The following is a 21280-nucleotide window of genomic DNA, read 5'->3' on the forward strand; positions in this document are numbered from 1 at the left end:
ACCAACGGTCGGCACCTACCATCGATCCCCCGGTGGGTGCCAACCTTGGTTGGCACTCATGGAAACAATGCGCCGACCAAGGTCGGCCGCTACCGGATTTCCCGGCCCTGCGAACCTTCCTCTTCCCGCGCCGGTTCCGGCGGCGGCAGCTGCTCTTCGGCGACCGGTTCGTTGCCGGGCAGGCTGGGGCGCGTCTCCATCAGCAGCGACAGCGCGGCCTTGGCCATCATGTGCGCGCTGATCGGTGCGGTGATGAACAGGAACACGGTGATCAGCAGCTCGCGCGGTTGCGGGTCCTGGCCCAGGAAGATGTGGTAGCACACCGAACACACCAGCACGCAGCCCACGCCCAGCGTGCTGGCCTTGGTCGGGGCGTGCAGCCGCTTGAAGAAGGTGGACAGCTTCACCAGGCCCAATGCGCCGACCAGGATGAAGAAGCTGCCGAACAGCAGCAGGATCGACAGGCCGATCTGGATCGCGGTGATCATTCGACGATGTCCCGGCGCAGCACGAACTTGCTCAGCACCACGGTGCTGCCAAAGCCGAGCATGGCGATGATCAGCGCGGCCTCGAAGTAGATCGGCGAGTTGAGGTACATGCCGAACAACATCAGTTCGGCGATCGCGGTGACCGACAGGGTGTCCAGCGCGAGGATGCGGTCGGGCACGGTCGGCCCGCGCAGCAGGCGCCAGGTGGCCAGCAGCATGGCCAGGCCGACCACGTGCATGCATACCACCAGGGTGGTCTGGATGACTTCAAAACCGGTCATGGGAAGATCTCCATCAACGGCGCCTCGTAACGGCGCTTGATCGTATCGATCAGGTCCTGCGGGTCCTCCAGGTGCAGCACGTGCACCAGCAGGAATCGGCGGTCGTCGCTGAGCGCGGCCGAGACCGTGCCCGGGGTGAGGGTGATCATGCTGGTCAGCGCGGCGATGCCGTGGATGTTGGCGATGTCCAGCGGCAGCCAGATGAAGCCCGGATGGATGTTCTTCTCCGGGCCGAGCACCTGGATGGCCACGCGGATGTTGGACATCAGGATGTCCCACAGGGTCACGCACAGCAGCTTGGGCAGCGGCCGCAACGTACCGATGCGGGCGAACTCGCGGTCCAGGCGCGCGGCGAACAGCGGCACCACCACGCCCAGCACCAGCCCCAGCACGATCTGGCCGAGGGTAAAGCTGTCGGACATCAGCAGCCAGAACGCCACCACCATGATGCTGAGCATCGGCGAGGGAATCAGGCGGCGGAACAGGGAACGCTGGGCGGTCATGGCTGGCGGATCTCCGGCGTGGTCGCACGCAGCTGCTGCACATACTCGCTGGGCTGCAGCAGCTGGGCGGCGGTGGCGTCGGTGTAGCGCATCAGCGGTGCTGCGGCCAGGGTCATGCCGATGCCGTAGGCCAGCAACAGGCACGCGGCGTACAGCTCGACCCGGCGCAGACGCGCCTTGCGCGGTTTCGGGGCATCGGCCTCCACCGGCGGCACGCGCCAGAACAGGCGGATGCCACCGCGGGTCAGGCCCATGATCACCAGCAGGCTGCTGACCAGCACGGCGGTCCAGACCGGGCCGGTGTACTGCGCCGGCATGCCGGCCAGCAGCGCGGCCTTGGCCAGGAAACCGGACAGTGGCGGCAGGCCGGCCACCGACACCGCCGCGATCAGGAACAGCACCGCTGGCGTTTCCTTGCCCGGCATCGGCGCGACCACTTCCTTGCGGTCGCTGGCACCGCCACGGCGGCGACGGATCAGGTCTGCGATGAGGAACAGCGCAGCGGCAACGAAGCTGCTGTGCGGCAGGTAGTACAGGCCGGCCGAGAGGACCTGCGGTGTCCCCACCGAGAAGGCGATGAACAGGGTGGCCGCCGAGACGATCACCAGGTACGAGATCAGCACGCGCAGGCGGGTCGCGGCCAGCGCCCCCAGACCGCCGAGCACCAGCGTGGCCACGCCGGCCCACAGCAGCCAGTCGCGGCCGTAGCCGGCCATCGCCCCGGCGTCGTCGCCAAACCACAGCATCTGGATGCGCAGCACCGAATACAGGCCGACCTTGGTCATGATCGCGAACAGTGCGGCCACCGCCGCCGGCGCACGCGAATAGGCTTCCGGCAGCCACAGGTACAACGGCATCAGCGCGGCCTTGGCGCAGAACACCAGCAGCAACAGGCCCATGGTGGCCTTGACCAGGGTCAGCTGTGCCGGCGGTACCTGCGCGATGCGCTGCGACAGCTCGGCCATGTTCAACGAACCCAGCGAGGCGTACAGCAGGCCCAGCGCGATCAGGAACAGGGTCGAGGCGGTGACGTTGAACACCACGTAGTGCAGGCCGATGCGCATGCGCAGGCCGCGGCCGCCGCTGAGCAGCAGGCCGTAGGAGGCGATCAGCATCACCTCGAAGAACACGAACAGGTTGAAGATGTCGCCGGTGAGGAACGCGCCATTGAGGCCGACCAGCTGGAACTGGAACAGCGCATGGAAGTGCGGTGCGCGCCGGTCCCAGCCCGAGCAGGCGTGCAGCAGGCACGGAATGGCCAGCAGCAGCGTGGTCAGCAGCATCCACGCCGACAGGCGGTCGGCCACCAGCGCGATGCCCAGCCGTGAGGGCCAGTCGCCGAGCAGGTAGACGTTGATCTCGCCGCTGGCCGTGCTGGCGAACAGCAGGGCCACGGCCAGGGCCAGCGCCGACAGCGAGGTCCAGGCCACCGCGCGCTGCACCTTCGGGCCGTAGCGGCGGTGCTCGACAAACAGCGACAGTGCAGCGCCGAGCAGGGGAATCAGGATCGGCAGGATCACCAGATGGTTCATGCGCGGTCCTCGCCCTGGCGCGGTGGTGCGCTCTCATCCTGCAGGTCGTCGTCAGGCTCGTGGGCGTCCACGTGGTCGCTGTGGTTGTCGCTGCGGCTGCGCATGGCCAGCACGATGCTCACCGCCGTCATCGCGAAGGCGATCACGATCGCGGTCAGCACCAGCGCCTGCGGCAGCGGGTCGGTGTAGTTGCCCAGGTGGCTGTCCACGCCGTCCTGAAGCACCGGCGCCTTGCCCAGCACCACGCGGCCACCGGCGAAGATCAGCAGGTTGGTGGCGTAGGACAGGAAGGTCATGCCGAGGATCACATCGAAGCTTCGCGCACGCAGCAGCAGATAGATGCCGATCGCGGTCAGCACACCGATCGCGGTAGCCAGGGCCAGTTCCATCAGTGCATCTCCCCGGTGCGGGCCGAACGGCGTTGCAGGTCGATCTCGCCCTTGCGGGCGGTGCGGGTACGCGAGGGCTTGATCGTGCCCATCATCGACAGCATCAGCATCGCGCCGCCGAACACCACCAGGTAGACGCCGATGTCAAATCCAATCGCGCTGGCCAGCGGCACCTCGCCGATCAGCGGCAGGTGCAGGTCGAGGTGGCCGCTGGTCAGGAACGGCACGCCGAACAGCATCGACGCGCTGCCACTGAGCAGGGCGATCAGCAGGCCCATGCCGATGCAGCGGATGTAGTCGAAGCCGAAGCGCGATTCGACCGACGCGGTGCCCTGGATCACGTACTGGATCAGCAGCGGCACCGCCAGCACCAGGCCGGCGATGAAGCCGCCGCCCGGTGCGTTGTGGCCGCGCAGGAACAGGAAGATCGACACGGTCAGGGTCAGCGGGAACATGATCTGCGCCAGGTCGGCCGGCACCGGCAGCTTGATCGGCGGGCCGGGCATGATCTGCTCCGGTGCCATCCGCGTGCGCCGCAGCAGCGCGTGCACCACCAGCGCGGCGATGCCGAACACGGTGATCTCGCCGAAGGTATCGAAGCCGCGGAAGTCGACCAGGATCACGTTGACCACGTTCTGCCCATACGCTTCGGGCAGGGCACGGGCCAGCAGCTCACCGGCCATGGTGTTCGGCGGCAGGGTCATCGCGGTGTAGGCCAGCGCGCCCAGGCCGGCGCCGGCGATGATCGCGATCACCGCGTCGCGGCGCTTGCGCCAGCGCGGCCGCTCCGGGCCGGACTGCGCGGGCAGGTAGTTCATGCCCAGCAGCATCAGCACCAGGGTCACCATCTCCACCAGCAGCTGGGTCAGGGCCAGGTCGGGCGCGGACAGGAACACGAAGGTCAGCGCCACCATCAGGCCGACGCCGCCGACCAGCAGCACCGCCAGCAGGCGCTGCTTGTAGACGCGCAGGGTGGCCACGGCGCAGGCCATCATCACCAGCCACAATGCCCAGCCCAGCAGCGGCATCGGCTGCGGCGCGGTCCAGTTCGGCGAGGCCGGGTTGGCCACGAACGGCGCGGCGGCCACGGTGATGGCCACCAGCACCAGGCCCAGCAGCATGCGCTGCAGGCTGCCGTTGGCGATGCCGTTGGTCAGGCGCATGGCCAGCGCCGAAATCGCATCCAGCTGTGCATGGAACACGTTGCGGCCGGTGGTGCGGGTTTCCACGCCGTGCAGGTTGATCAGCTTGCGCAGGCCGAAGTACAGCGCCACGCCGCCGACCACGCCGACCACGCTCATTGCCAGCGGCAGGTTGAAGCCGTGCCAGACCGCCAGGCTGTATTCGGGCATGGCATTGCCGAGGATCGATCCCGCGGCCGCATGCAGCACCGGCGCCACGGTCAGTGCCGGTGCCACGCCCACCGCGATGCAGATCACCACCAGCAGTTCCACCGGCACCTTCATCCAGCGCGGCGGCTCGTGCGGCACGCGGTCCAGATCATGCGGGCCGGGGCCGAAGAAGGTGTCGTGCACGAAGCGCAGGCTGTAGGCCACGCCGAACACGCCGGCCAGCAGCGCGGCGATCGATACCGCCGTGCGCATCGCGCCCGGGCCACCACCGGCGGTCAGTGCCTCGGCGAACAGCATTTCCTTGGACAGGAAGCCGTTGAGCAGCGGGATGCCGGCCATCGCCAGCGAGGCGATGATCGCCAGCGCACTGGTGAACGGCATCAGCCTGCGCAGCCCGCCCAGCTTGCGCATGTCACGGGTGCCGGTCTCGTGGTCGATGATGCCGGCGGCCATGAACAGCGAGGCCTTGAAGGTGGCGTGGTTGAGGATGTGGAACACGCCGGCCACCACCGCCATCGGCGTGGACAGGCCGAACAGCAGGGTGATCAGGCCCAGGTGCGAGATCGTCGAATAGGCCAACAGGCCCTTCAGGTCGTGCTGGAAGATCGCGTTCCAGGCACCGATCAGCAGGGTCAGCGCGCCGATGCCGCTGACCGTGTAGAAGAACAGGTCGCTGCCGGCCAGCGCCGGGTGCAGCCGCGCCAGCAGGAACACGCCGGCCTTCACCATGGTGGCCGAGTGCAGGTAGGCCGAGACCGGGGTGGGCGCGGCCATCGCGTGCGGCAGCCAGAAGTGGAACGGGAACTGCGCGCTCTTGGTGAAGATGCCGGCCAGCACCAGGAACAGCGCGTAGGGGTACAGTGCGCTGGCGCGGATCTGCTCGCCGGCGGCCAGCACCACATCCAGGTCGAAACTGCCGACGATGCGGCCGATCAGCAACACGCCACCGAGCAGGGCCAGGCCGCCGCCGCCGGTGATCACCAGCGCCATGCGCGCGCCCTCGCGGGCATCCTGGCGGTGCGACCAGAAGCCGATCAGCAGGAACGAGCTGATGCTGGTCATTTCCCAGAAGATCATCAGCAACAGCAGGTTGCCGGAGATCACCATGCCCAGCATGGCGCCCATGAACAGCAGCAGGTAGCAGTAGAAGCGGTGCGCGTTGTCCTGCTGGCTCAGGTAGTAGCGCGCATACAGCACCACCAGCGCGCCGATGCCCAGTACCAGCCCGGCAAACATCCAGGCCAGCCCGTCCAGGCGCAGGCTGAAGTCCAGGCCGATCTGCGGCAGCCACGGCACCAGGGTGCGCACCACCTGGCCATCGAGTACCGACGGCGTGAGCCAGCCGAGGATGGCCAACCCGCCCAACGGCGCCAGCGCCGCCAGCCAGGCAGCAGTCGAGCGCGAACTACGGGGGAAGGCCGCAACAGCCGCTGCCATCAGGAACGGCAGGGCCAGCAGCAGGGGCAGGCTGGGGAGCATGCAGGGAATCCATGATTCACGAGCAGGTCAGGGAGGATAACAGGCTGCGAAATGTCGCCGAAACCCATCGAACAGCGATCAATTGCATGTAACGTCCGCTGATTCATTTTTTCTGCAGCGCAACATCACGTTCCTGCGGTACCTCGCTGGCTGCCCTCGGGGATCACCCTACGCCCACGCAGGGAGACCGCAGGCCCTGTCGCACAGGGGCTGCCGTCGACGGGCGGGAAGTGGGGAGCGGGTCACCGGCGCAGGCTGGCAGGCCTGCCGTGGAGTGAGGGTGACGGAATCTGCCCGTTCAGGAAAGAACGGCTGCCGCCTGGCGGGCAGGTCAGTAGCGCCAGTCGAGCTTGCGGTAGAACTTGGCCATCACCCAGGCCGGGCCGATCAGCAGGTAGGTCAGGTCGGTCAGGAAGCTGGGCTTGCGGCCTTCGAACTTGTGGCCGATGAACTGCGCGATCCAGGCCACCACGAACACGCCCACCGCCAGCCAGAACAGGTTGTGCAGGCCGATCTCGGCCTCCAGCAGGCGGCACAGGCAACCGAACACGAAGAACTGGATGAGCATGCCGATGCCCAGCGGGCGCGACAGCTTGTTGTAGAAGCACCAGGCGCTGAACATCGCGAACGCCGACCAGATGCCGTACTGGAACCAGGTGATCAGCGGCGGCAGGCACCACAGCAGGGCCACCACCGACCACAGGATGGCCGGCACCGCCACCACGTGGATGCGCTGGTTGATCACATTGCGGTGGTCATCGGAGTAGCTGGCGAAATAGCGGTCGATCGGCCGCGCAAGCTCGGTGGATGTCTGCATGCTGCGTCGCTTCCTCGAACAACGGTAGTGCCGGCCGCTGGCCGGCAATCCAGAGCATAGCCGAGTTCGCGCGGTTGCCGGCCAGCGGCCGGCACTACCCCTCCGAAACGCCCCCCGGCCTTTCCGGCCGGGGGCGCAGGGGCATCAATCGACGCTGATGCCAGCCAGGCGCTGCAGCGCCTCGGCGTACTTGGCGCGGGTGCGCTCGATGATCTCGGCCGGAATGGTCGGGCCCGGGGCGGTCTTGCCCCAGTCCAGCGTCTCCAGGTAATCGCGCACGAACTGCTTGTCGTAGCTCGGCGGGCTGGTGCCCACTTCGTACTCGTCCGCCGGCCAGTAACGCGAAGAATCCGGGGTCAGCATCTCGTCCATGATGTACAGACGGCCATCGGCATCGGTACCGAACTCGAACTTGGTATCGGCCAGGATGATGCCGCGTTCGCGGGCGTAATCGGCGGCGAACTTGTAGATGCGCAGGGTGGCGTCGCGCACGCGCTCGGCCAGGTCCGCACCCACCTGCTTGACCATCGCATCGAAATCGATGTTCTCGTCGTGGTCGCCCACGGCGGCCTTGGTCGAGGGGGTGAAGATCGGCTCGGGCAGCTGCTCGGCCTGGCGCAGGCCGTCGGGCAGGTCGATGCCGCTCACCTTGCCGGTGCGCTGGTAGTCCTTCCAGCCGCTGCCGATCAGGTAGCCGCGGGCGATCGCTTCCACCGGCACCGGCTTCAGCTTGCGGGTCACCACCGCGCGCTTGGCATACAGGGCCGGGTCCACGCCCTCGGGCAGCACGCTGGCCACATCGATGCCGGTCAGGTGGTTGGGCATCAGGTGCGCGGTCTTGGCGAACCAGAAATTGGACACCTGGCAGAGCATCTCGCCCTTGCCCGGAATCGGGTCGGGCAGCACCACGTCGAACGCCGACAGGCGATCGGTGGCCACCATCAGCAGGTAGTCGCCCGGCGGGGTCCCTGCCGGCAGCCGCTCGCGCGGGATATCGAACACATCACGCACCTTGCCGCGATGGCGCAAGGGCAGGCCGGGGAGATCGGATTGCAACAGCGTGGTCGGCACGGGCACTCCTGGGGCTTTGTCGATACGGCTGCCCAACGGACCCGGCGGGCCCGCTGACCAGCGGGCGGCCTAGTGTAAAGCGGTCCGGGCCCGCTGTGACGTAAAATGATGGTCCATTTCGTCGGTCACCCCCGGAACGCCATGCGCTGGTACGGAAAACTGCTCGGATTCATCGCCGGGGCCCTGCTGTTCCGGCCCAATCCGCTGTTCGGGGCGGTGGTGGGCCTGCTGCTGGGCCACGCCTTCGACAGCGACTGGTTCCGCCTGAACAAGGAAAACCCGTACCGGGAGCTGGGGCTGACCTCCGAGGCCACCGACGCCGAGATCGAGCGCGCCTACCGCAAGCTGATTTCCCAGTACCACCCCGACAAGCTTGGCGGCGCCGCCCCCGAGCTGCAGCAGCAGGCCGAACAGAAGTCGCGGCGCATCAACGCTGCCTACGACCGCATCAAGACCCTGCGCAAGCGCTGAACCCCTTTCCCCTCGTGCCCAAGGCCCCGGCCATGTCCAACTGCCTCATCGCCCCGTCCATCCTGTCCGCCGATTTCGCCCGCCTGGGCGAGGAAGTGGACAACGTCCTGGCCGCCGGTGCGGACTGGGTCCATTTCGATGTGATGGACAACCACTACGTGCCGAACCTGACCATCGGCCCGATGGTCTGCCAGGCCCTGCGCAAGCACGGCGTGACCGCGCCGATCGACGTGCACCTGATGGTCGAGCCGGTGGACCGCATCATTCCCGATTTCGCCGAAGCCGGTGCCACCTACATCAGCTTCCACCCGGAAGCGAGCCGCCACGTGCACCGCACCATCCAGCTGATCCGCTCGCTGGGCTGCAAGCCGGGCATCGTGCTGAATCCGGCCACCCCGGTGGACATCCTGGACTGGGTGCTGGACGACCTGGACCTGGTGCTGCTGATGTCGGTCAACCCGGGTTTCGGTGGCCAGGCGTTCATTCCGTCTGCGCTGGACAAGCTGCGCGTGGTGCGCCAGAAGATCGATGCCAGCGGCAAGGACATCCGCCTGGAGATCGACGGTGGCGTGAAGGCCGACAATATCGGTGCGATCGCCGCCGCCGGTGCGGACACCTTCGTTGCCGGTTCGGCCATCTTCAACGCCAAGACCAGCTACCAGGACGTGATCGCGCAGATGCGCGCGAATGTCTCTGCGGCGCGGGGCTGAGCCATGGGCACGGCGGCCGTGTTGAACATCCGCGCGGCCACCGTGGCCGATGCCGGCCTGATCCTGCGCTTCATCCGCGAACTGGCCATCTACGAGAAGGCCGAACACGCGGTGCAGACCGATGAAATCGGCATTGCCGAGAGCCTGTTCGGCGCCGATGCCAGTGCCCGCGCGCTGATCTGCGAAGCCGACGGCGAAGCCATCGGCTACGCGGTGTACTTCTACAACTATTCCACCTGGCTGGGCCGCAAGGGCATCTACCTGGAAGACCTGTACATCAGCCCGGAAAAGCGCGGCGGCGGTGCCGGCAAGGCGCTGCTGAAGTACATCGCGCGCCAGGCCGTGGCCGAAGGCTGCGGCCGTTTCGAATGGTCGGTGCTGGACTGGAACACCCCGGCCATCGAGTTCTACACCGCCGCCGGCGCCAGGCCGCAGGACGAGTGGACCGTCTACCGGCTGCAGGGCCAGGCCCTGCACGATTTCGCCAACGGTTGATGTTTGTGGTGGGTGCGAACCGCAACCCGGTGGGTGCGAACCTTGGTTCGCACTGCTTGTGCACCCCAAAAAAAAGCCGCGCCAATCCCCGGCGCGGCTTCGCTGCATGCGTGGGAGGCTGATCCTGCCTCCATCCATCATCCCTGCTATGGCCTTCCATTCTCCGGCTCATCGGTGACAGCCTGATGACAGGGTGTCGCCAATGCCCCTGCGGCGAGCCGTGCACGGGCACTAGAATGGAGCGATGGAAAATGATGCGGATGTTGTTGCGCTGCTTGAATCCTGGTTTCAGTTTGCGGCAGAAGATGCACTGGTCATCGACCCTGGCTGCATCACTGCGGAGGCACGAGGGAATCTCTGCGCGTTCTCCCCACCGCCAGACACCTTTCTGGACGTTGCACCAGTCGTAGCCTTCGTTCACCGGGTTGCCGCGTACCGCGCCGCGCAGGTCGCAGGCCACGCCATGACGTTCTACTGCTGGCACGACGCCATGGTGCGCCAGCTGCGCCTCAGCCTGGTGTCTTCCCAGCACGGGCATCTGCCATTCGGCTGCCACCATGTGGCAACGACGGATGTCCGCAGCATTGTGCAGGCCATCGTGGTCGACGATTGGAACAACCCTCGATACCTGTGTCTTGAAGACCACGATGGCATCGACGCAGCCGGTGCCAACGCAGACGGCCCGATGTACACCGAGGAGCGGCCCTTGAGGGTCGCGGTCATCCCGCTCGGCTGAACGGCTTCACCGGCTTCACCGGACCCGACATCGGGCGCTGCTAGCCTTGGGCGTCCCCCCTCCCGGAAGCACTGCATGACCACCCCGCGCTGGCGCATGATCCTCAACGGCAAATCCGCAGGCGATGACGACCTGCGCAGTGCCGTCGGCCATTGGCGGCAGCAGGGCGTACAGCTGGAAGTGCGGGTGACCTGGGAGGAGGGCGACGCCGAGCGTTACGTGGCCGAAGCCATCGACCATGGCGTGGACGTGATCGTGGCCGCCGGCGGCGATGGCACGCTCAGCGCCGTGGCCGAAACCCTGGCCCATCGCGATGAACCAGCCGAGGCGCTGCCCTCGCTGGCGCTGGTGCCGATGGGCACGGCCAATGATTTCGCCACGTCCGCCGGCATTCCCACCGAACCCCAGCAGGCCTTTGCATTGATCGGGCAGACCCCCGCGCGCGCTGTGGACCTGCTGCGCGTGGACGCCGACGGGCGGACCTGGTGGTGCGCCAACCTGGCCAGCGGTGGCTTCGGCACCCAGGTGACGGTGGAAACCGATGCGGGCCTGAAGAAAATGCTGGGTGGGTTGGCCTACGTCATCACCGGCATCGCCAAGCTGGGCCGCATCGAGCCGATCACCGCGCGCCTGACCGGCCCGGATTTCGAATGGGAAGGCGGTTTCATCGCCCTGGGCATCGGCAACGGCCGCCAGGCCGGTGGCGGCCAGCAGCTGTGCCCGCAGGCACTGATCGATGATGGCCTGCTGGACGTGACCGTGGTGCCCGAACTGGAAGGCGAGGTGGCTGCCACGATCGGCCAGATGCTGACCGGTGGCAAAGAAGCCGCGCTGGAGCGCGTGGCAACGCGCGCGCAGTTGCCGTGGGTGCAGATCGAGGCCACGCAGGCGCTGACCTTGAACCTGGACGGTGAGCCAGTGCAGGCCCGTCGCTTCCGCATCGACTGTGTGCCGGGCCGGGTGCGCATGCACCTGCCGGCCGACTGCGCGCTGCTGTCCGGGGCAGGGGTAGCGTCGGCTGGGTAGAGTCGACTGGGTAGAGTCGACTGTTAGTCGACTAACTCGCGTAGCGCGGGCATTTCCGCCACCGATGGAAGAGCAGTCGACTAACAGTCGACTCTACCGGCCTCCGCCCCGGTCATTGCCACCGGTCGTTGCCCCGGTCATCGCCACACCGGTCGTCGCACCGGTCTTTGCCCCGGTCATTGCCACCGGCACCGGTCTCCACCCCGATCCCTGCAACCGGCACCGCGCTTGCGGTGGTTCAGTTTCGCAGGGTTTCCCTGCCGCCGAACCTGCGTTACAGTCAACGGGTGTCCAGCCTGACGACCCCGCATACCCTTTCTTCCGCACGCCGTTGGTGGCGATGGTGGCCCGTTGCCGTCGTCCGCCCCCATAACGCTGTGTCCCGGAAGGAAAGTCGTCTTGAACTCGCACGCTCAGTTTCAGCAGCAGGCCGCTGAAGGCCACACCCATATCCCCGTTGTCCGCGAAGTGCTGTCCGACCTGGACACGCCGCTTTCGGTCTATCTGAAGCTCGCCGACGGCCCCAATACCTACCTGTTTGAATCCGTCGAAGGCGGCGAGCGCTTTGGTCGTTACTCGATCATCGGCCTGCCGGCACGCCGCGTGTACGCCTTCCACGGCCACACCCTGACCGTGCGCGAGGATGGCCAGGTGGTGGATACCCGCGAGGTGGCCGACCCCTTCGCCGAGGTCGAGGCGCTGCGCAGCGCCCACTCGGTGCCTAAGCTGGACGGCCTGCCGGGCTTCACCGGTGGTCTGGTCGGCTGGTTCGGCTTCGAGTGCATTGGCTACATCGAACCGCGCCTGGCCCCGCCGGCCGGCCGTGATGAGCTGGGCACGCCGGACATCCTGCTGCTGGATTCCAACGAACTGGCAGTGTTCGACAACCTGAAGGGCCGGCTGTACCTGATCGTGCATGCCGACCCGCGGCTCGACGGCGCGTTCGCGCAGGCGCAGGCGCGCCTGGATGCACTGACCGCCAAGCTGCGCGCACCGGGTGCGGGCTATCCCGCGCCGCTGAACAGCGATGTGCTGGACGAATCCGATTTTGTTTCCGGTTTCACCCGCGAAGGCTTCGTCGATGCGGTCCAGCGCAGCAAGGAGTACATCCGCGCCGGTGACATCTTCCAGGTGGTGCTGAGCCAGCGCCTGAGCGTGCCGTTCAAGGCGCGCCCGGTGGATGTGTACCGCGCGCTGCGCGCGCTGAATCCGTCGCCGTACATGTATTTCCTGGATGTGGGCGACCTGCAGGTGGTCGGTTCGTCTCCGGAAATCCTGGTGCGTTTGCAGGATGGCGAAGTCACCGTGCGTCCGATCGCCGGCACCCGCCCGCGCGGTGCCACCGTCGAACAGGACCTGGCGCTGGAAGCCGAACTGCTGGCCGATCCGAAGGAGCGCGCCGAGCACCTGATGCTGATCGACCTCGGCCGCAACGATGCCGGTCGTGTCTCCAAGGCCGGCACCGTGGAAGTGGGCGAGCAGTTCGTGATCGAGCGCTACAGCCACGTCATGCACATCGTCAGCGAAGTGACCGGGCAGCTGCAGCCGGGCCTGAGCTATGCCGACGTGCTGCGCGCCACCTTCCCGGCCGGCACCGTCAGTGGAGCGCCGAAGATCCGCGCGCTGGAAGTGATCCGCGAGCTGGAACCGATCAAGCGCAATGTCTACGCCGGCAGCATCGGCTACATCGGCTGGCATGGCGATGCCGATACCGCGATCGCGATCCGCACCGCGGTGATCAAGGATGGCCGCCTGTACGTGCAGGCCGGCGCCGGCATCGTCTACGACTCGGACCCGGACAAGGAATGGGACGAGACGATGAACAAGGGCCGCGCGCTGTTCCGCGCCGTCGCCCAGGCCGCCAAGGGCCTGTGAGTTCCCCTGTGCCGTGGCCTGCGCCGCGGCACCTTCCGCTGTTCCCACTCAAGACAAGGAGTACCGCATGAAGCTGCTGAGCGCATTGCTGTGGTCGTCACTGCTGGCCACGATGGCCCCGTCTGCGTGGGCGCAGGCCAATACCATTCCCTCGCAGCCGCACCTGCTGGTGAAGGGTGAGGCGCGCCGCGAGGTGATGCCGGACCGGTTCGGCCTGCAGTTGAACATCGAAGAGACCGACATGGACGCCGATGCGGCGCGGCGCCGCGTGCAGGACAACGTTGCCCGCGCACTGGCGCTGTTCAAGCAGAACAAGGCAGTGGAGGGCAGTGTGCGTGCGGACAACCTGCGGATCGGCCCGGCCACGCGCTATGAGCAGAACCGGCAGGTCTTCGTCGGCACCCGCGTGTCGCGCCAGCTGCGTGCCAGCTTCGCCAGCGTGAAGGCAATGCAGGACGTGCTGGGCGCGTTGAAGGCCAACGAGCACGTGCAGGTCAGCAGTGTGGCCCCGACCTACTCGGGTGAGGTGGCACTGCGGCGCGAACTCAAGGGCGAGGCAGCGGCCAAGACCCGCGAATCCGCGCAGGGGCTGGCCAAGGCCTATGGAACAAGAGTGCGTGGCCTGTACAGCATCTCCGATGTGGCGCCGGACTTCGCCTACGGCATCCAGGCCGGACAATGGCCGCAGCTGGGCGAGGAGGGTGAGTATCTGGACAGGGTCTCGGTGACCGGCAGCCAAGTACCGGCACCGGCGCCTGGTGCACCGGAGTCCATTGAAGCCGGCCCCATCACCTACACCGAAAACGTATACGCCATTTTCCTGATAAGCGACGGAACCTGACCATGTTGTGGATGATCGACAACTACGACAGCTTCACCTACAACCTCGTGCAGTACCTGCAGACGCTGGGCGCCGAAGTGAAGGTGGTGCGCAACGATGCGATGAGCGTGGACGAGATCGCCGCGCAGAAGCCCGAGCGCATTGTCATTTCGCCCGGCCCGTGCACGCCCAACGAAGCGGGCGTGTCGCTGGAACTGATCCAGCGGCTGGGCCCGACCACGCCGATCCTCGGCGTGTGCCTGGGCCACCAGGGCATCGGCCAGGTCTACGGCGGCACGGTGATCCGTGCCGGCAACATCATGCACGGCAAGACCTCGCCGATCCGCCATGAAGGCAAGGGCGTGTTCGCCGGCCTGCCGGACCGCTACCAGGCCACCCGCTATCACTCGCTGGTGGTGGACAAGAACAGTCTGCCGGACTGCCTGGAAGTGACCGCCTGGACCGAGAACGACGACGGCTCGATCGAAGAGATCATGGGCCTGCGCCACCGCCAGTTCCCGGTGGAAGGCGTGCAGTTCCATCCCGAATCCATCCTCACCGAACACGGCCACGCCCTGCTGCGCAATTTCCTGCAGCGCCCGGCGGCCTGATCCAAGGAGCATTCCCATGAGCTTCTCCCCCCAGGAAGCCCTGCACCGCACCATCGAGCACCGCGAAATCTTCTTCGACGAAATGGTCGACCTGATGCGCCAGATCATGCGCGGCGATGTCTCGCCGATGATGACTGCGGCGATCCTCACCGGCCTGCGCGTGAAGAAGGAGACCGTGGACGAAATCGCCGCGGCGGCCACCGTGATGCGTGAATTCGCCCGGCCAGTGCCGGTGGCCGACACCACGAACCTGGTTGATATCGTCGGTACCGGTGGCGATGGCTCGCACACCTTCAACATATCCACCTGCGCGATGTTCGTGGCCGCCGCCGCCGGCGCGCGCGTGGCCAAGCACGGCAACCGCAGCGTGTCGTCCAAGTCCGGCAGCGCCGATGCGCTCGAAGCGCTGGGCGCGGTGATCGAGCTGCAGCCGGAGCAGGTGGCGCAGGCCATCGACCGGACCGGCATCGGCTTCATGTTCGCGCCGATCCATCACCCGTCGATGAAGGTGGTGGCCCCGGTCCGCCGCGAGATGGGTGTGCGCACCATCTTCAACATCCTCGGCCCGTTGACCAACCCGGCCAGCGCGCCGGCGGTGCTGATGGGCGTGTTCCATCCCGATCTGGTCGGCATCCAGGCGCGCGTGCTGCGCGAACTGGGCACCGAGCGCGCCATGGTGGTCTGGGGCCGCGACAACATGGACGAGATCTCGCTGGGCGCCGGCACCCTGGTGGGCGAGCTGCGCGACGGCAAGGTGCGCGAGTACGAGATCCATCCGGAAGACTTCGGCATTGCCATGTCGGCCAGCCGCAACCTGCGCGTGGATGGCCCGGAGCAGTCCATTGCCCTGCTGCGCGCGGTGCTGGACAACGAACCCGGCCCGGCGCTGGATATCGTTGCCCTCAACGCGGGCGCGGCGCTGTACGTGGCCGGTGTGGCCAGCGACATCGGCGACGGCCTGGCCCGCGCCCGTGCCGCCATTGCCAACGGCAGCGCCCGCCAGCGCCTGCAGCAGTACGTTGACACCACCCGCGCGCTGGTTGCCTGAGCGCGCGGTTCAGCCTGACCCACCCGATGGCCGATAATGGCCGTCCTCACCGCCCCAGTACCGAAGCGACGACGATGAGCGACATCCTGCAGACGATCCTGGCCCGCAAGGCCGAAGAAGTAGCCCAGCGCCGCGCCCAGCGCCCGCTCGAGGAGCTGCAGGCCGCCCTGGCCAGCGCCCCGCCGGTCCGTGGCTTCGTGCGCGCGCTGCAGGCGGCGGTGGCCAACGGCGACCCGGCGGTGATCGCCGAGGTGAAGAAGGCCAGCCCGTCCAAGGGCGTGATCCGCCCGGATTTCCGCCCGGCCGACATTGCCGTCAGCTACGAATTCGGCGGTGCCAGCTGCCTGTCGGTGCTGACCGACGTCGATTTCTTCCAGGGCGCCGACGCCTACCTGCAGCAGGCCCGCGAGGCCTGCACGCTGCCGGTGCTGCGCAAGGACTTCGTGATCGACGCCTACCAGGTGTACGAAGCGCGCGTGCTCGGCGCCGACTGCATCCTGCTGATCGTCGCCGCGCTGGACGACACCCAGTTGGCCACCCTGTCCGAACTGGCGCTGTCGCTGGGCATGGACGTGCTGGTGGAAGTGCATGACATCGACGAGCTGGAACGCGCGTTGCAGGTGCCGGCGCCGATGATCGGCATCAACAACCGCAACCTGCGCACCTTCGAGGTGTCGCTGCAGACCACCCTGGACATGCAGAAGGCGGTGCCGCGTGATCGCCTGCTGGTCACCGAGAGCGGCATCCTCGGCCCGCAGGACGTGGCGCTGATGCGTGACGCCGGCATCCACGCGTTCCTGGTCGGCGAGGCCTTCATGCGCGTGGAAGAGCCGGGCGAGGGCCTGCGTCAGCTATTCTTCGCGGCATGACAACGCACTATCCAACGCCGCGCGGGGATGCGCCGCTGGTGGTCTTCGACTTCGACCACACCCTCTACGATGGCGATTCGGGCACGCACCTGTTCGCCTCGCTGATCAAGCGCAACCCGTTGCGCATGCTGGCCGCGCTGCTGGTCACGCCGATTGCCGGGCCGATGGTGGCGATGCTGCCCACGCGCCGTGCCGGCATTTCGGTCTACGTGTGGATCGGCAGTTTCGGCCTGCATCGCGCGCGTGATTTCAACCGCGTGATCGACGCCTATGTGCTGCGCAACGAGGCGCAGATGCGCGCCAAGCTGCTGCCGCAGGCGCTGGAGGTGTTCGCCGCGCACCGCGCCAAGGGCGACCGGGTGGTGGTGGCCACCGGTGCGCCGCCGGAGCTGGCGCGGGCAATCCTGGCGTTCGTCGCCCATCAGGACGTGCCGGTGATCGGCACCGAGGTCGGCCCGCGACTGGGCGGCGTCGGCCCGACCCGCCACTGCCACAACGAAGAAAAGATGCGCATGCTGCGCGAGCGCGGCTACGGCGATATCGATATCGCGTACTCGGACAGCACCGCCGACCTGCCGCTGCTGCTGGCGGCCAAGGCGCCGGTGGTGGTGAACCCGAAGCGCTCCAAGGTGGATTTCTTCCGCAGCGTGTTGCCGGCCGGCACCCGCATCCTCAACTGGGGCTGCATCGAGCGCGGCGGCGACAAGGCCTGATCCGGGGGCGGACCCCCGAAGGGGCTCTGACCCCATCGCACGATGACGGATCTGCCGGCCAGCGGCCGGCACTACCCCCTTCTCCATCCCGGTAGTGCCGGCCGCTGGCCGGCAAACGCTCACCGCGCCAGGTATCCGGTCAGTGCGTGGCCGATCTGGAACAGGCTGATGCCCAGCACCAGCACGCCCACCGCGACCAGCACCCAGCGCTCCTTCACCCGCTTGACCAGGATCGCCGCCACCGGCGCGGCCATCATGCCGCCGATCAACAGCCCGGCGACGATCTGCAGGTGCTGCACGCCCATCGAAAGCAGGAAGGTGGCCGAGATGGTCAGGGTGACGATGAACTCTGCGGCATTGACCGTGCCGATGGTGGTGCGTGCCTGGCCGCCACGGGCGAGCAGGGTGGAGGTCGCCACCGGACCCCAGCCGCCGCCGCCGCTGGCGTCCAGCAGGCCGGCGAAGAAGCCCAGCACCGGCACCCGGCGGATCTCCCCCTGTGGCATCCAGCGGCCCGCGGCGCGCGCCAGGATGATGATGGCCAGCACCAGCAGGTAGAGGTAGATCAGCGGCCGGATGATGTCGCCGGGGATCTGGGTGAGCACGTAGGCGCCCAGGGCGCCACCGACCGCACCGGGCAGGGCCAGACGCAAGAACAGGCGTTTGTCGACATTGCCGGCGGCCAGGTGCGACACGCCGGAAGCGCCCGTGGTGAACACCTCAGCGGTGTGGATGCTGGCACTGACCTGCGCAGGCGGCAGCCCCATGCTCAGCATCACCGAGGAGGACACCAGGCCGAAGGCCATGCCCAGTGCGCCGTCGACCAGCTGTGCGCCGAGGCCGATGAGGATGAACCACCAGAATTCGCTGCTCAGTTCCATGCACCGAGCCTAGCCCAGCACGCCGCGCAGAGGCTGTGTAGAGCCGAGCCCATGCTCGGCTGCCGTTGGCGTACAGCAGCCGAGCGTGGGCTCGGCTCTACAGGACTGCCCCCGGCAATCAGCGGGTGCCGTACAGCACCACGGTCTTGCCACGGGCATGCAGCAGGCCATCGGTCTGCAGCTTCTTCAGCACGCGGCCGGCCATTTCGCGCGAGCAGCCGACCAGGCGCGCAAGCTCCTGGCGCGAAACGCGCAGCTGGCTGCCCTGCGGATGGCTCATCGCCTCCGGTTCCTGGGCCAGGTCGTGCAGAGTGCGCACAATCCGGTCGGTAACGTCCAGGAATGCCAGGCGGCTGGCCTTGCGGCTGGTGTCGAGCAGGCGCTTGGAGATCTGCTGGCCCAGCGCGTACAGCAGGCGCGGGGCATCGGCCGACAGCGGGCCGAGGAACAGCTGATGCAGGCGTTCGTAGCTGATTTCGGCCAGCTCGCAGGCGGTACGGGTCCGCAGGATCACCTCGCGGCGGTCCGATTCGACGAACAGGCCCATTTCACCGACGAACTCGCCGGCACCGAAGTAGCCCAGCACCAGCTCGCGATCGTCATCTTCCTCGGCCATGATCGAAACCGAGCCGCTGATGACGTAATACAGGGTTCCCGCCGGGTCACCGGGTCGGAAGACGTCGGTACGGGTGGGATATCGCCGCCGGTGGCTGTGCGCCAGGAAACGATCGATGGTGGCGATATCCAGGGCCAGTGGACTGCTAGCTAGGCGCACGGTTGACACGATAGGGGCGCTCCCTCTGCGCATGAACGGATTCACGGGGTCGATAGCGGAGCTTAACCAGCGCAATTGTTAAGGGCAAACAGTGTGCCAGAACTCTTGCGTCTTCACGTTCCCCCCGGGGGCAGTTTGCCCCATAATTCACCCTTTCCCCTTCTTACACAGGAATCGACCGCCGTGGTCAAGCCGTTGCCTCGCCTGAGGCTGCAGGGTTTCAACAACCTCACCAAGGCGCTGAGCTTCAACATCTATGACGTGTGTTACGCGCGCACCGAAGAGGAGCGTCAGCGTTACATTGAATACATCGATGAAGAGTACAACGCCGACAGGCTGACTCAAATCTTGACCGATGTCGCCGAGATCATCGGCGCCAACATCCTGAACGTGGCCCGCCAGGACTACGACCCGCAGGGTGCCTCGGTGACCATCCTGATCTCCGAAGAACCGGTGATCGACAAGAAGCTGGCCGGCAAGGAGCTGATCTCCGACGCCGTGGTCGCGCACATGGACAAGAGCCACATCACCGTCCATACCTACCCGGAAACCCATCCGCAGGAAGGTATCGCGACGTTCCGCGCGGACATCGACGTGGCCACCTGTGGCGTCATTTCGCCGCTGAAGGCCCTTAACTACCTGATCGAGAGCCTTGAGTCGGACATCGTGATCATGGACTACCGCGTCCGTGGCTTCACCCGCGATGTGAAGGGCAAGAAGCACTTCATCGACCACAAGATCAACTCGATCCAGAACTTCCTGGCCAAGAACATCAAGTCGCGTTACGAGATGTTCGACGTCAACGTCTACCAGGAAAACATCTTCCACACGAAGATGCACCTGAAGGACTTCGATCTGGACCAGTACCTGTTCGAGGAAAAGGCCAAGAACCTGTCGTTCAAGGAACGCATGAAGATCGAAGCACTGCTCAAGCGCGAGATCGAAGAGCTGTTCCACGGCCGCAACCTGTCCGAGTAAGCCCCATGCGCGATGCCCGCAGGCATCGCCACCCAGGCGGGACGACCCGCCCCGTGGAACCTGTGTTGCGCAAGCGGTATAGTTCCACGGTGATGTACCGACCCACGGCCCGGTGTGAAAGCACCGGGCCGTTTCGTTTTTGTCAAAAAAGGTAAGGAGCCCCCACCCATGCCCTGGATCTACCTGTTGCTGGCCGGTCTGTTCGAGATCGGTTTCGCGCTTGGAATGAAGTACTCCGAAGGCTTCAGCAAGCCCCTGCCCACCGTTGCCACGGTGGTGTCCGCACTGATCAGCCTGTACCTGATGAGCCAGGCGATGAAGAGCATCCCGGTCGGTACGGCCTATGCGATCTGGACCGGTATCGGCGCCCTGGGCGTGGCCGTGCTGGGCATCTACCTGTTCAACGACAGCGCATCGCCGGCCCGTTTGGCCTGCGTGGGCCTGATCGTGGCCGGTGTGATCGGCCTGAAGCTGGTCTCGCCGAACTGATTGATGGCCCGACCGACGGTCGGGCCCCACCGTCGGACCCCGCGCACCTCCTGGTAGGCCCGCACCGTTGGTGCGGGCGACCCTTCAAATGCGGTAGGCGATGGTCTTCATCACCTTGGAGGCCAGCGCCATCGCGCCCGGAATCGGGAACGGCAGGCGGCGTGCGCCGGCCTGCTCGGCATGATCCGCGTGGCGGGCCTCGTCCTCCTTCATCACGGCGATGACCGCGCGGCTGCGCAGGTCGCCGGCCGGCAGGTCGACCAGGTGCTCGTCCAGGTGGGCCTCCACCTGGCGTTCGGTTTCGACCACGAAGCCCAGGTTCCAGCCGTCGCCGCGCAACCCGGCCAGGGTGCCGATGGTGTAGCTGCCGGCATACCACAGCGGGTTGAACAGGCTGGGACGGCTGTCCAGTTCGCCCAGCCGGGTGGCGCACCAGGCCAGGTGGTCGGTCTCTTCCTGCGCCGCTTCCAGCAGGTGTTCACGCGTGGCTGGGTCGCGCGCCACGGCGGCTTGGCCGAAATACAGGCCCTGCGCGCAGACCTCGCCGACGTGGTTGATCCGCATCAGGCCCGCGGCGTGGCGGCGCTCGGCGCGGTCCATGCCCGGCTCGTCGGTGTCCGCCGCCGGGTAGGGGCGAGCCGCCGGTGGGTTGCCGAACACCGTGTCCAGGGCGCGCTGCGCCTCGGTCAGCAGGTGGTCCAGCGGGGTGGTCTGGCGGAGCACGGTCATGGCGGTACGCGGTGGGGCGGAAGACCCCTCGATTCTCGCCCGGCCCCGCGCCCCTGCCAACCCGGTGTAGCAGGCCGCTTGCACCCGCCGGCCAAGGTGAGTACAATCCCGCCTCTTACGCTTCACCTTTTCACAACGCGTG

Annotated in this window: 24 protein-coding genes; 13 read left to right on the top strand and 11 right to left on the bottom strand. The window is 66.8% G+C overall.

The genetic code is table 11. The annotated features are described in order from the left end of the window. Positions 1–89: 89 nt before the first annotated feature. The 8 genes from C9412_RS18155 to C9412_RS18190 form a co-directional block, all read right to left on the bottom strand. Complete coding sequence (locus C9412_RS18155) at positions 90–488, bottom strand: Na+/H+ antiporter subunit G (RefSeq protein ID WP_107232898.1); 399 nt, start codon at positions 486–488, stop codon at positions 90–92. Beyond that, a complete protein-coding gene (locus C9412_RS18160) occupies positions 485–769 on the bottom strand; it encodes a K+/H+ antiporter subunit F (protein WP_005411334.1) in 285 nt (94 codons plus the stop codon). The genes C9412_RS18155 and C9412_RS18160 overlap by 4 nt, the downstream gene beginning before the upstream one ends. Further along, entirely contained in the window at positions 766–1272 is a 507-nt protein-coding gene (locus tag C9412_RS18165; protein ID WP_107232899.1) for a Na+/H+ antiporter subunit E, read from the bottom strand. The genes C9412_RS18160 and C9412_RS18165 overlap by 4 nt, the downstream gene beginning before the upstream one ends. Continuing rightward, positions 1269–2804 (bottom strand): monovalent cation/H+ antiporter subunit D, encoded by a 1536-nt coding sequence (locus C9412_RS18170; RefSeq protein WP_107232900.1) that lies wholly within the window; start codon positions 2802–2804, stop codon positions 1269–1271. The genes C9412_RS18165 and C9412_RS18170 overlap by 4 nt, the downstream gene beginning before the upstream one ends. Then, positions 2801–3193: a Na+/H+ antiporter subunit C gene (locus C9412_RS18175; RefSeq protein ID WP_107232901.1), complete on the bottom strand. Its 393-nt coding sequence runs from the start codon at positions 3191–3193 to the stop codon at positions 2801–2803. The genes C9412_RS18170 and C9412_RS18175 overlap by 4 nt, the downstream gene beginning before the upstream one ends. Further along, on the bottom strand, positions 3193–6024 hold the full coding sequence (locus tag C9412_RS18180) for a monovalent cation/H+ antiporter subunit A (protein WP_107232902.1): 2832 nt from the start codon (positions 6022–6024) through the stop codon (positions 3193–3195). Before C9412_RS18180 ends, C9412_RS18175 begins: the two co-directional genes overlap by 1 nt. Before the next feature lie 331 nt (positions 6025–6355). Further along, entirely contained in the window at positions 6356–6841 is a 486-nt protein-coding gene (locus C9412_RS18185; protein ID WP_005411329.1) for an Mpo1-like protein, read from the bottom strand. A 144-nt stretch (positions 6842–6985) separates the two neighbouring features. Continuing rightward, entirely contained in the window at positions 6986–7912 is a 927-nt protein-coding gene (locus C9412_RS18190) for a phosphoribosylaminoimidazolesuccinocarboxamide synthase (RefSeq protein WP_029379835.1), read from the bottom strand. A 141-nt stretch (positions 7913–8053) separates the two neighbouring features. Here C9412_RS18190 and C9412_RS18195 point away from each other — a divergent pair, with 141 nt between their 5' ends. From C9412_RS18195 to C9412_RS18245, 11 genes are all read left to right on the top strand, one after another. Next, on the top strand, positions 8054–8383 hold the full coding sequence (locus tag C9412_RS18195) for a DnaJ domain-containing protein (protein WP_107232903.1): 330 nt from the start codon (positions 8054–8056) through the stop codon (positions 8381–8383). A gap of 32 nt (positions 8384–8415) precedes the next feature. Next, on the top strand, positions 8416–9093 hold the full coding sequence (gene rpe, locus C9412_RS18200; RefSeq protein WP_107232904.1) for a ribulose-phosphate 3-epimerase: 678 nt from the start codon (positions 8416–8418) through the stop codon (positions 9091–9093). Between the two features lie 3 nt (positions 9094–9096). Continuing rightward, positions 9097–9588, top strand: coding sequence for a GNAT family N-acetyltransferase (locus tag C9412_RS18205; RefSeq protein ID WP_107232905.1), 492 nt, complete (start codon positions 9097–9099; stop codon positions 9586–9588). Positions 9589–9832: 244 nt separating this feature from the next. Beyond that, the gene (locus tag C9412_RS18210; protein WP_107232906.1) at positions 9833–10324 is read left to right on the top strand and encodes a hypothetical protein; all 492 of its coding nucleotides are present in this window, start codon (positions 9833–9835) and stop codon (positions 10322–10324) included. Between the two features lie 75 nt (positions 10325–10399). After that, positions 10400–11350, top strand: coding sequence for a lipid kinase YegS (gene yegS, locus C9412_RS18215; RefSeq protein WP_107232907.1), 951 nt, complete (start codon positions 10400–10402; stop codon positions 11348–11350). Positions 11351–11749: 399 nt separating this feature from the next. After that, positions 11750–13225 carry an anthranilate synthase component I gene (trpE, locus tag C9412_RS18220; protein WP_107232908.1) on the top strand — a complete coding sequence of 492 codons (1476 nt, stop codon included), beginning with the start codon at positions 11750–11752 and terminating at the stop codon, positions 13223–13225. 67 nt (positions 13226–13292) lie between these two features. Next, complete coding sequence (locus tag C9412_RS18225; protein ID WP_107232909.1) at positions 13293–14066, top strand: SIMPL domain-containing protein; 774 nt, start codon at positions 13293–13295, stop codon at positions 14064–14066. Between the two features lie 2 nt (positions 14067–14068). Continuing rightward, positions 14069–14656 carry an aminodeoxychorismate/anthranilate synthase component II gene (locus C9412_RS18230; protein ID WP_014648668.1) on the top strand — a complete coding sequence of 196 codons (588 nt, stop codon included), beginning with the start codon at positions 14069–14071 and terminating at the stop codon, positions 14654–14656. Between the two features lie 16 nt (positions 14657–14672). Next, the gene (gene trpD, locus C9412_RS18235) at positions 14673–15704 is read left to right on the top strand and encodes an anthranilate phosphoribosyltransferase (RefSeq protein ID WP_049426869.1); all 1032 of its coding nucleotides are present in this window, start codon (positions 14673–14675) and stop codon (positions 15702–15704) included. 74 nt (positions 15705–15778) lie between these two features. Next, the gene (gene trpC, locus C9412_RS18240) at positions 15779–16573 is read left to right on the top strand and encodes an indole-3-glycerol phosphate synthase TrpC (protein WP_049426871.1); all 795 of its coding nucleotides are present in this window, start codon (positions 15779–15781) and stop codon (positions 16571–16573) included. Further along, the gene (locus tag C9412_RS18245) at positions 16570–17286 is read left to right on the top strand and encodes a haloacid dehalogenase-like hydrolase (protein WP_107232910.1); all 717 of its coding nucleotides are present in this window, start codon (positions 16570–16572) and stop codon (positions 17284–17286) included. The genes trpC and C9412_RS18245 overlap by 4 nt, the downstream gene beginning before the upstream one ends. Before the next feature lie 119 nt (positions 17287–17405). Here C9412_RS18245 and C9412_RS18250 read toward each other — a convergent pair whose 3' ends face one another. Further along, positions 17406–18167, bottom strand: coding sequence for a sulfite exporter TauE/SafE family protein (locus C9412_RS18250; protein WP_107232911.1), 762 nt, complete (start codon positions 18165–18167; stop codon positions 17406–17408). A 118-nt stretch (positions 18168–18285) separates the two neighbouring features. After that, on the bottom strand, positions 18286–18975 hold the full coding sequence (crp, locus tag C9412_RS18255; RefSeq protein ID WP_010482649.1) for a cAMP-activated global transcriptional regulator CRP: 690 nt from the start codon (positions 18973–18975) through the stop codon (positions 18286–18288). Positions 18976–19125: 150 nt separating this feature from the next. Here crp and speD point away from each other — a divergent pair, with 150 nt between their 5' ends. Next, on the top strand, positions 19126–19920 hold the full coding sequence (gene speD, locus C9412_RS18260; RefSeq protein ID WP_005411315.1) for an adenosylmethionine decarboxylase: 795 nt from the start codon (positions 19126–19128) through the stop codon (positions 19918–19920). A 168-nt stretch (positions 19921–20088) separates the two neighbouring features. After that, positions 20089–20409 (top strand): quaternary ammonium compound efflux SMR transporter SugE, encoded by a 321-nt coding sequence (gene sugE, locus C9412_RS18265; RefSeq protein WP_057497538.1) that lies wholly within the window; start codon positions 20089–20091, stop codon positions 20407–20409. Positions 20410–20493: 84 nt separating this feature from the next. Here sugE and coq7 read toward each other — a convergent pair whose 3' ends face one another. Further along, positions 20494–21138, bottom strand: a complete 645-nt coding sequence (gene coq7 / locus C9412_RS18270; RefSeq protein ID WP_107232912.1) for a 2-polyprenyl-3-methyl-6-methoxy-1,4-benzoquinone monooxygenase — start codon at positions 21136–21138, stop codon at positions 20494–20496. Between the last annotated feature and the right edge of the window lie 142 nt (positions 21139–21280).

Origin of the sequence: Stenotrophomonas sp. Nf1 (genome assembly GCF_003028475.1) — a bacterium.
GTDB lineage: Bacteria > Pseudomonadota > Gammaproteobacteria > Xanthomonadales > Xanthomonadaceae > Stenotrophomonas.

What these genes read in the sequence shown, in the direction of transcription:
- C9412_RS18175 (WP_107232901.1), bottom strand. Translation starts at nt 3,193, where the DNA reads ATGGAACTGGCCCTGGCTACCGCGATCGGTGTGCTGACCGCGATCGGC.
- yegS (WP_107232907.1), top strand. Translation starts at nt 10,400, where the DNA reads ATGACCACCCCGCGCTGGCGCATGATCCTCAACGGCAAATCCGCAGGC.
- C9412_RS18180 (WP_107232902.1), bottom strand. Translation starts at nt 6,024, where the DNA reads ATGCTCCCCAGCCTGCCCCTGCTGCTGGCCCTGCCGTTCCTGATGGCA.
- C9412_RS18160 (WP_005411334.1), bottom strand. Translation starts at nt 769, where the DNA reads ATGACCGGTTTTGAAGTCATCCAGACCACCCTGGTGGTATGCATGCAC.
- C9412_RS18165 (WP_107232899.1), bottom strand. Translation starts at nt 1,272, where the DNA reads ATGACCGCCCAGCGTTCCCTGTTCCGCCGCCTGATTCCCTCGCCGATG.
- C9412_RS18245 (WP_107232910.1), top strand. Translation starts at nt 16,570, where the DNA reads ATGACAACGCACTATCCAACGCCGCGCGGGGATGCGCCGCTGGTGGTC.
- C9412_RS18210 (WP_107232906.1), top strand. Translation starts at nt 9,833, where the DNA reads ATGGAAAATGATGCGGATGTTGTTGCGCTGCTTGAATCCTGGTTTCAG.
- C9412_RS18195 (WP_107232903.1), top strand. Translation starts at nt 8,054, where the DNA reads ATGCGCTGGTACGGAAAACTGCTCGGATTCATCGCCGGGGCCCTGCTG.
- C9412_RS18155 (WP_107232898.1), bottom strand. Translation starts at nt 488, where the DNA reads ATGATCACCGCGATCCAGATCGGCCTGTCGATCCTGCTGCTGTTCGGC.
- C9412_RS18185 (WP_005411329.1), bottom strand. Translation starts at nt 6,841, where the DNA reads ATGCAGACATCCACCGAGCTTGCGCGGCCGATCGACCGCTATTTCGCC.
- C9412_RS18250 (WP_107232911.1), bottom strand. Translation starts at nt 18,167, where the DNA reads ATGGAACTGAGCAGCGAATTCTGGTGGTTCATCCTCATCGGCCTCGGC.
- sugE (WP_057497538.1), top strand. Translation starts at nt 20,089, where the DNA reads ATGCCCTGGATCTACCTGTTGCTGGCCGGTCTGTTCGAGATCGGTTTC.
- C9412_RS18170 (WP_107232900.1), bottom strand. Translation starts at nt 2,804, where the DNA reads ATGAACCATCTGGTGATCCTGCCGATCCTGATTCCCCTGCTCGGCGCT.
- trpC (WP_049426871.1), top strand. Translation starts at nt 15,779, where the DNA reads ATGAGCGACATCCTGCAGACGATCCTGGCCCGCAAGGCCGAAGAAGTA.
- trpD (WP_049426869.1), top strand. Translation starts at nt 14,673, where the DNA reads ATGAGCTTCTCCCCCCAGGAAGCCCTGCACCGCACCATCGAGCACCGC.
- C9412_RS18225 (WP_107232909.1), top strand. Translation starts at nt 13,293, where the DNA reads ATGAAGCTGCTGAGCGCATTGCTGTGGTCGTCACTGCTGGCCACGATG.
- C9412_RS18230 (WP_014648668.1), top strand. Translation starts at nt 14,069, where the DNA reads ATGTTGTGGATGATCGACAACTACGACAGCTTCACCTACAACCTCGTG.
- crp (WP_010482649.1), bottom strand. Translation starts at nt 18,975, where the DNA reads ATGCGCAGAGGGAGCGCCCCTATCGTGTCAACCGTGCGCCTAGCTAGC.
- coq7 (WP_107232912.1), bottom strand. Translation starts at nt 21,138, where the DNA reads ATGACCGTGCTCCGCCAGACCACCCCGCTGGACCACCTGCTGACCGAG.
- rpe (WP_107232904.1), top strand. Translation starts at nt 8,416, where the DNA reads ATGTCCAACTGCCTCATCGCCCCGTCCATCCTGTCCGCCGATTTCGCC.
- C9412_RS18205 (WP_107232905.1), top strand. Translation starts at nt 9,097, where the DNA reads ATGGGCACGGCGGCCGTGTTGAACATCCGCGCGGCCACCGTGGCCGAT.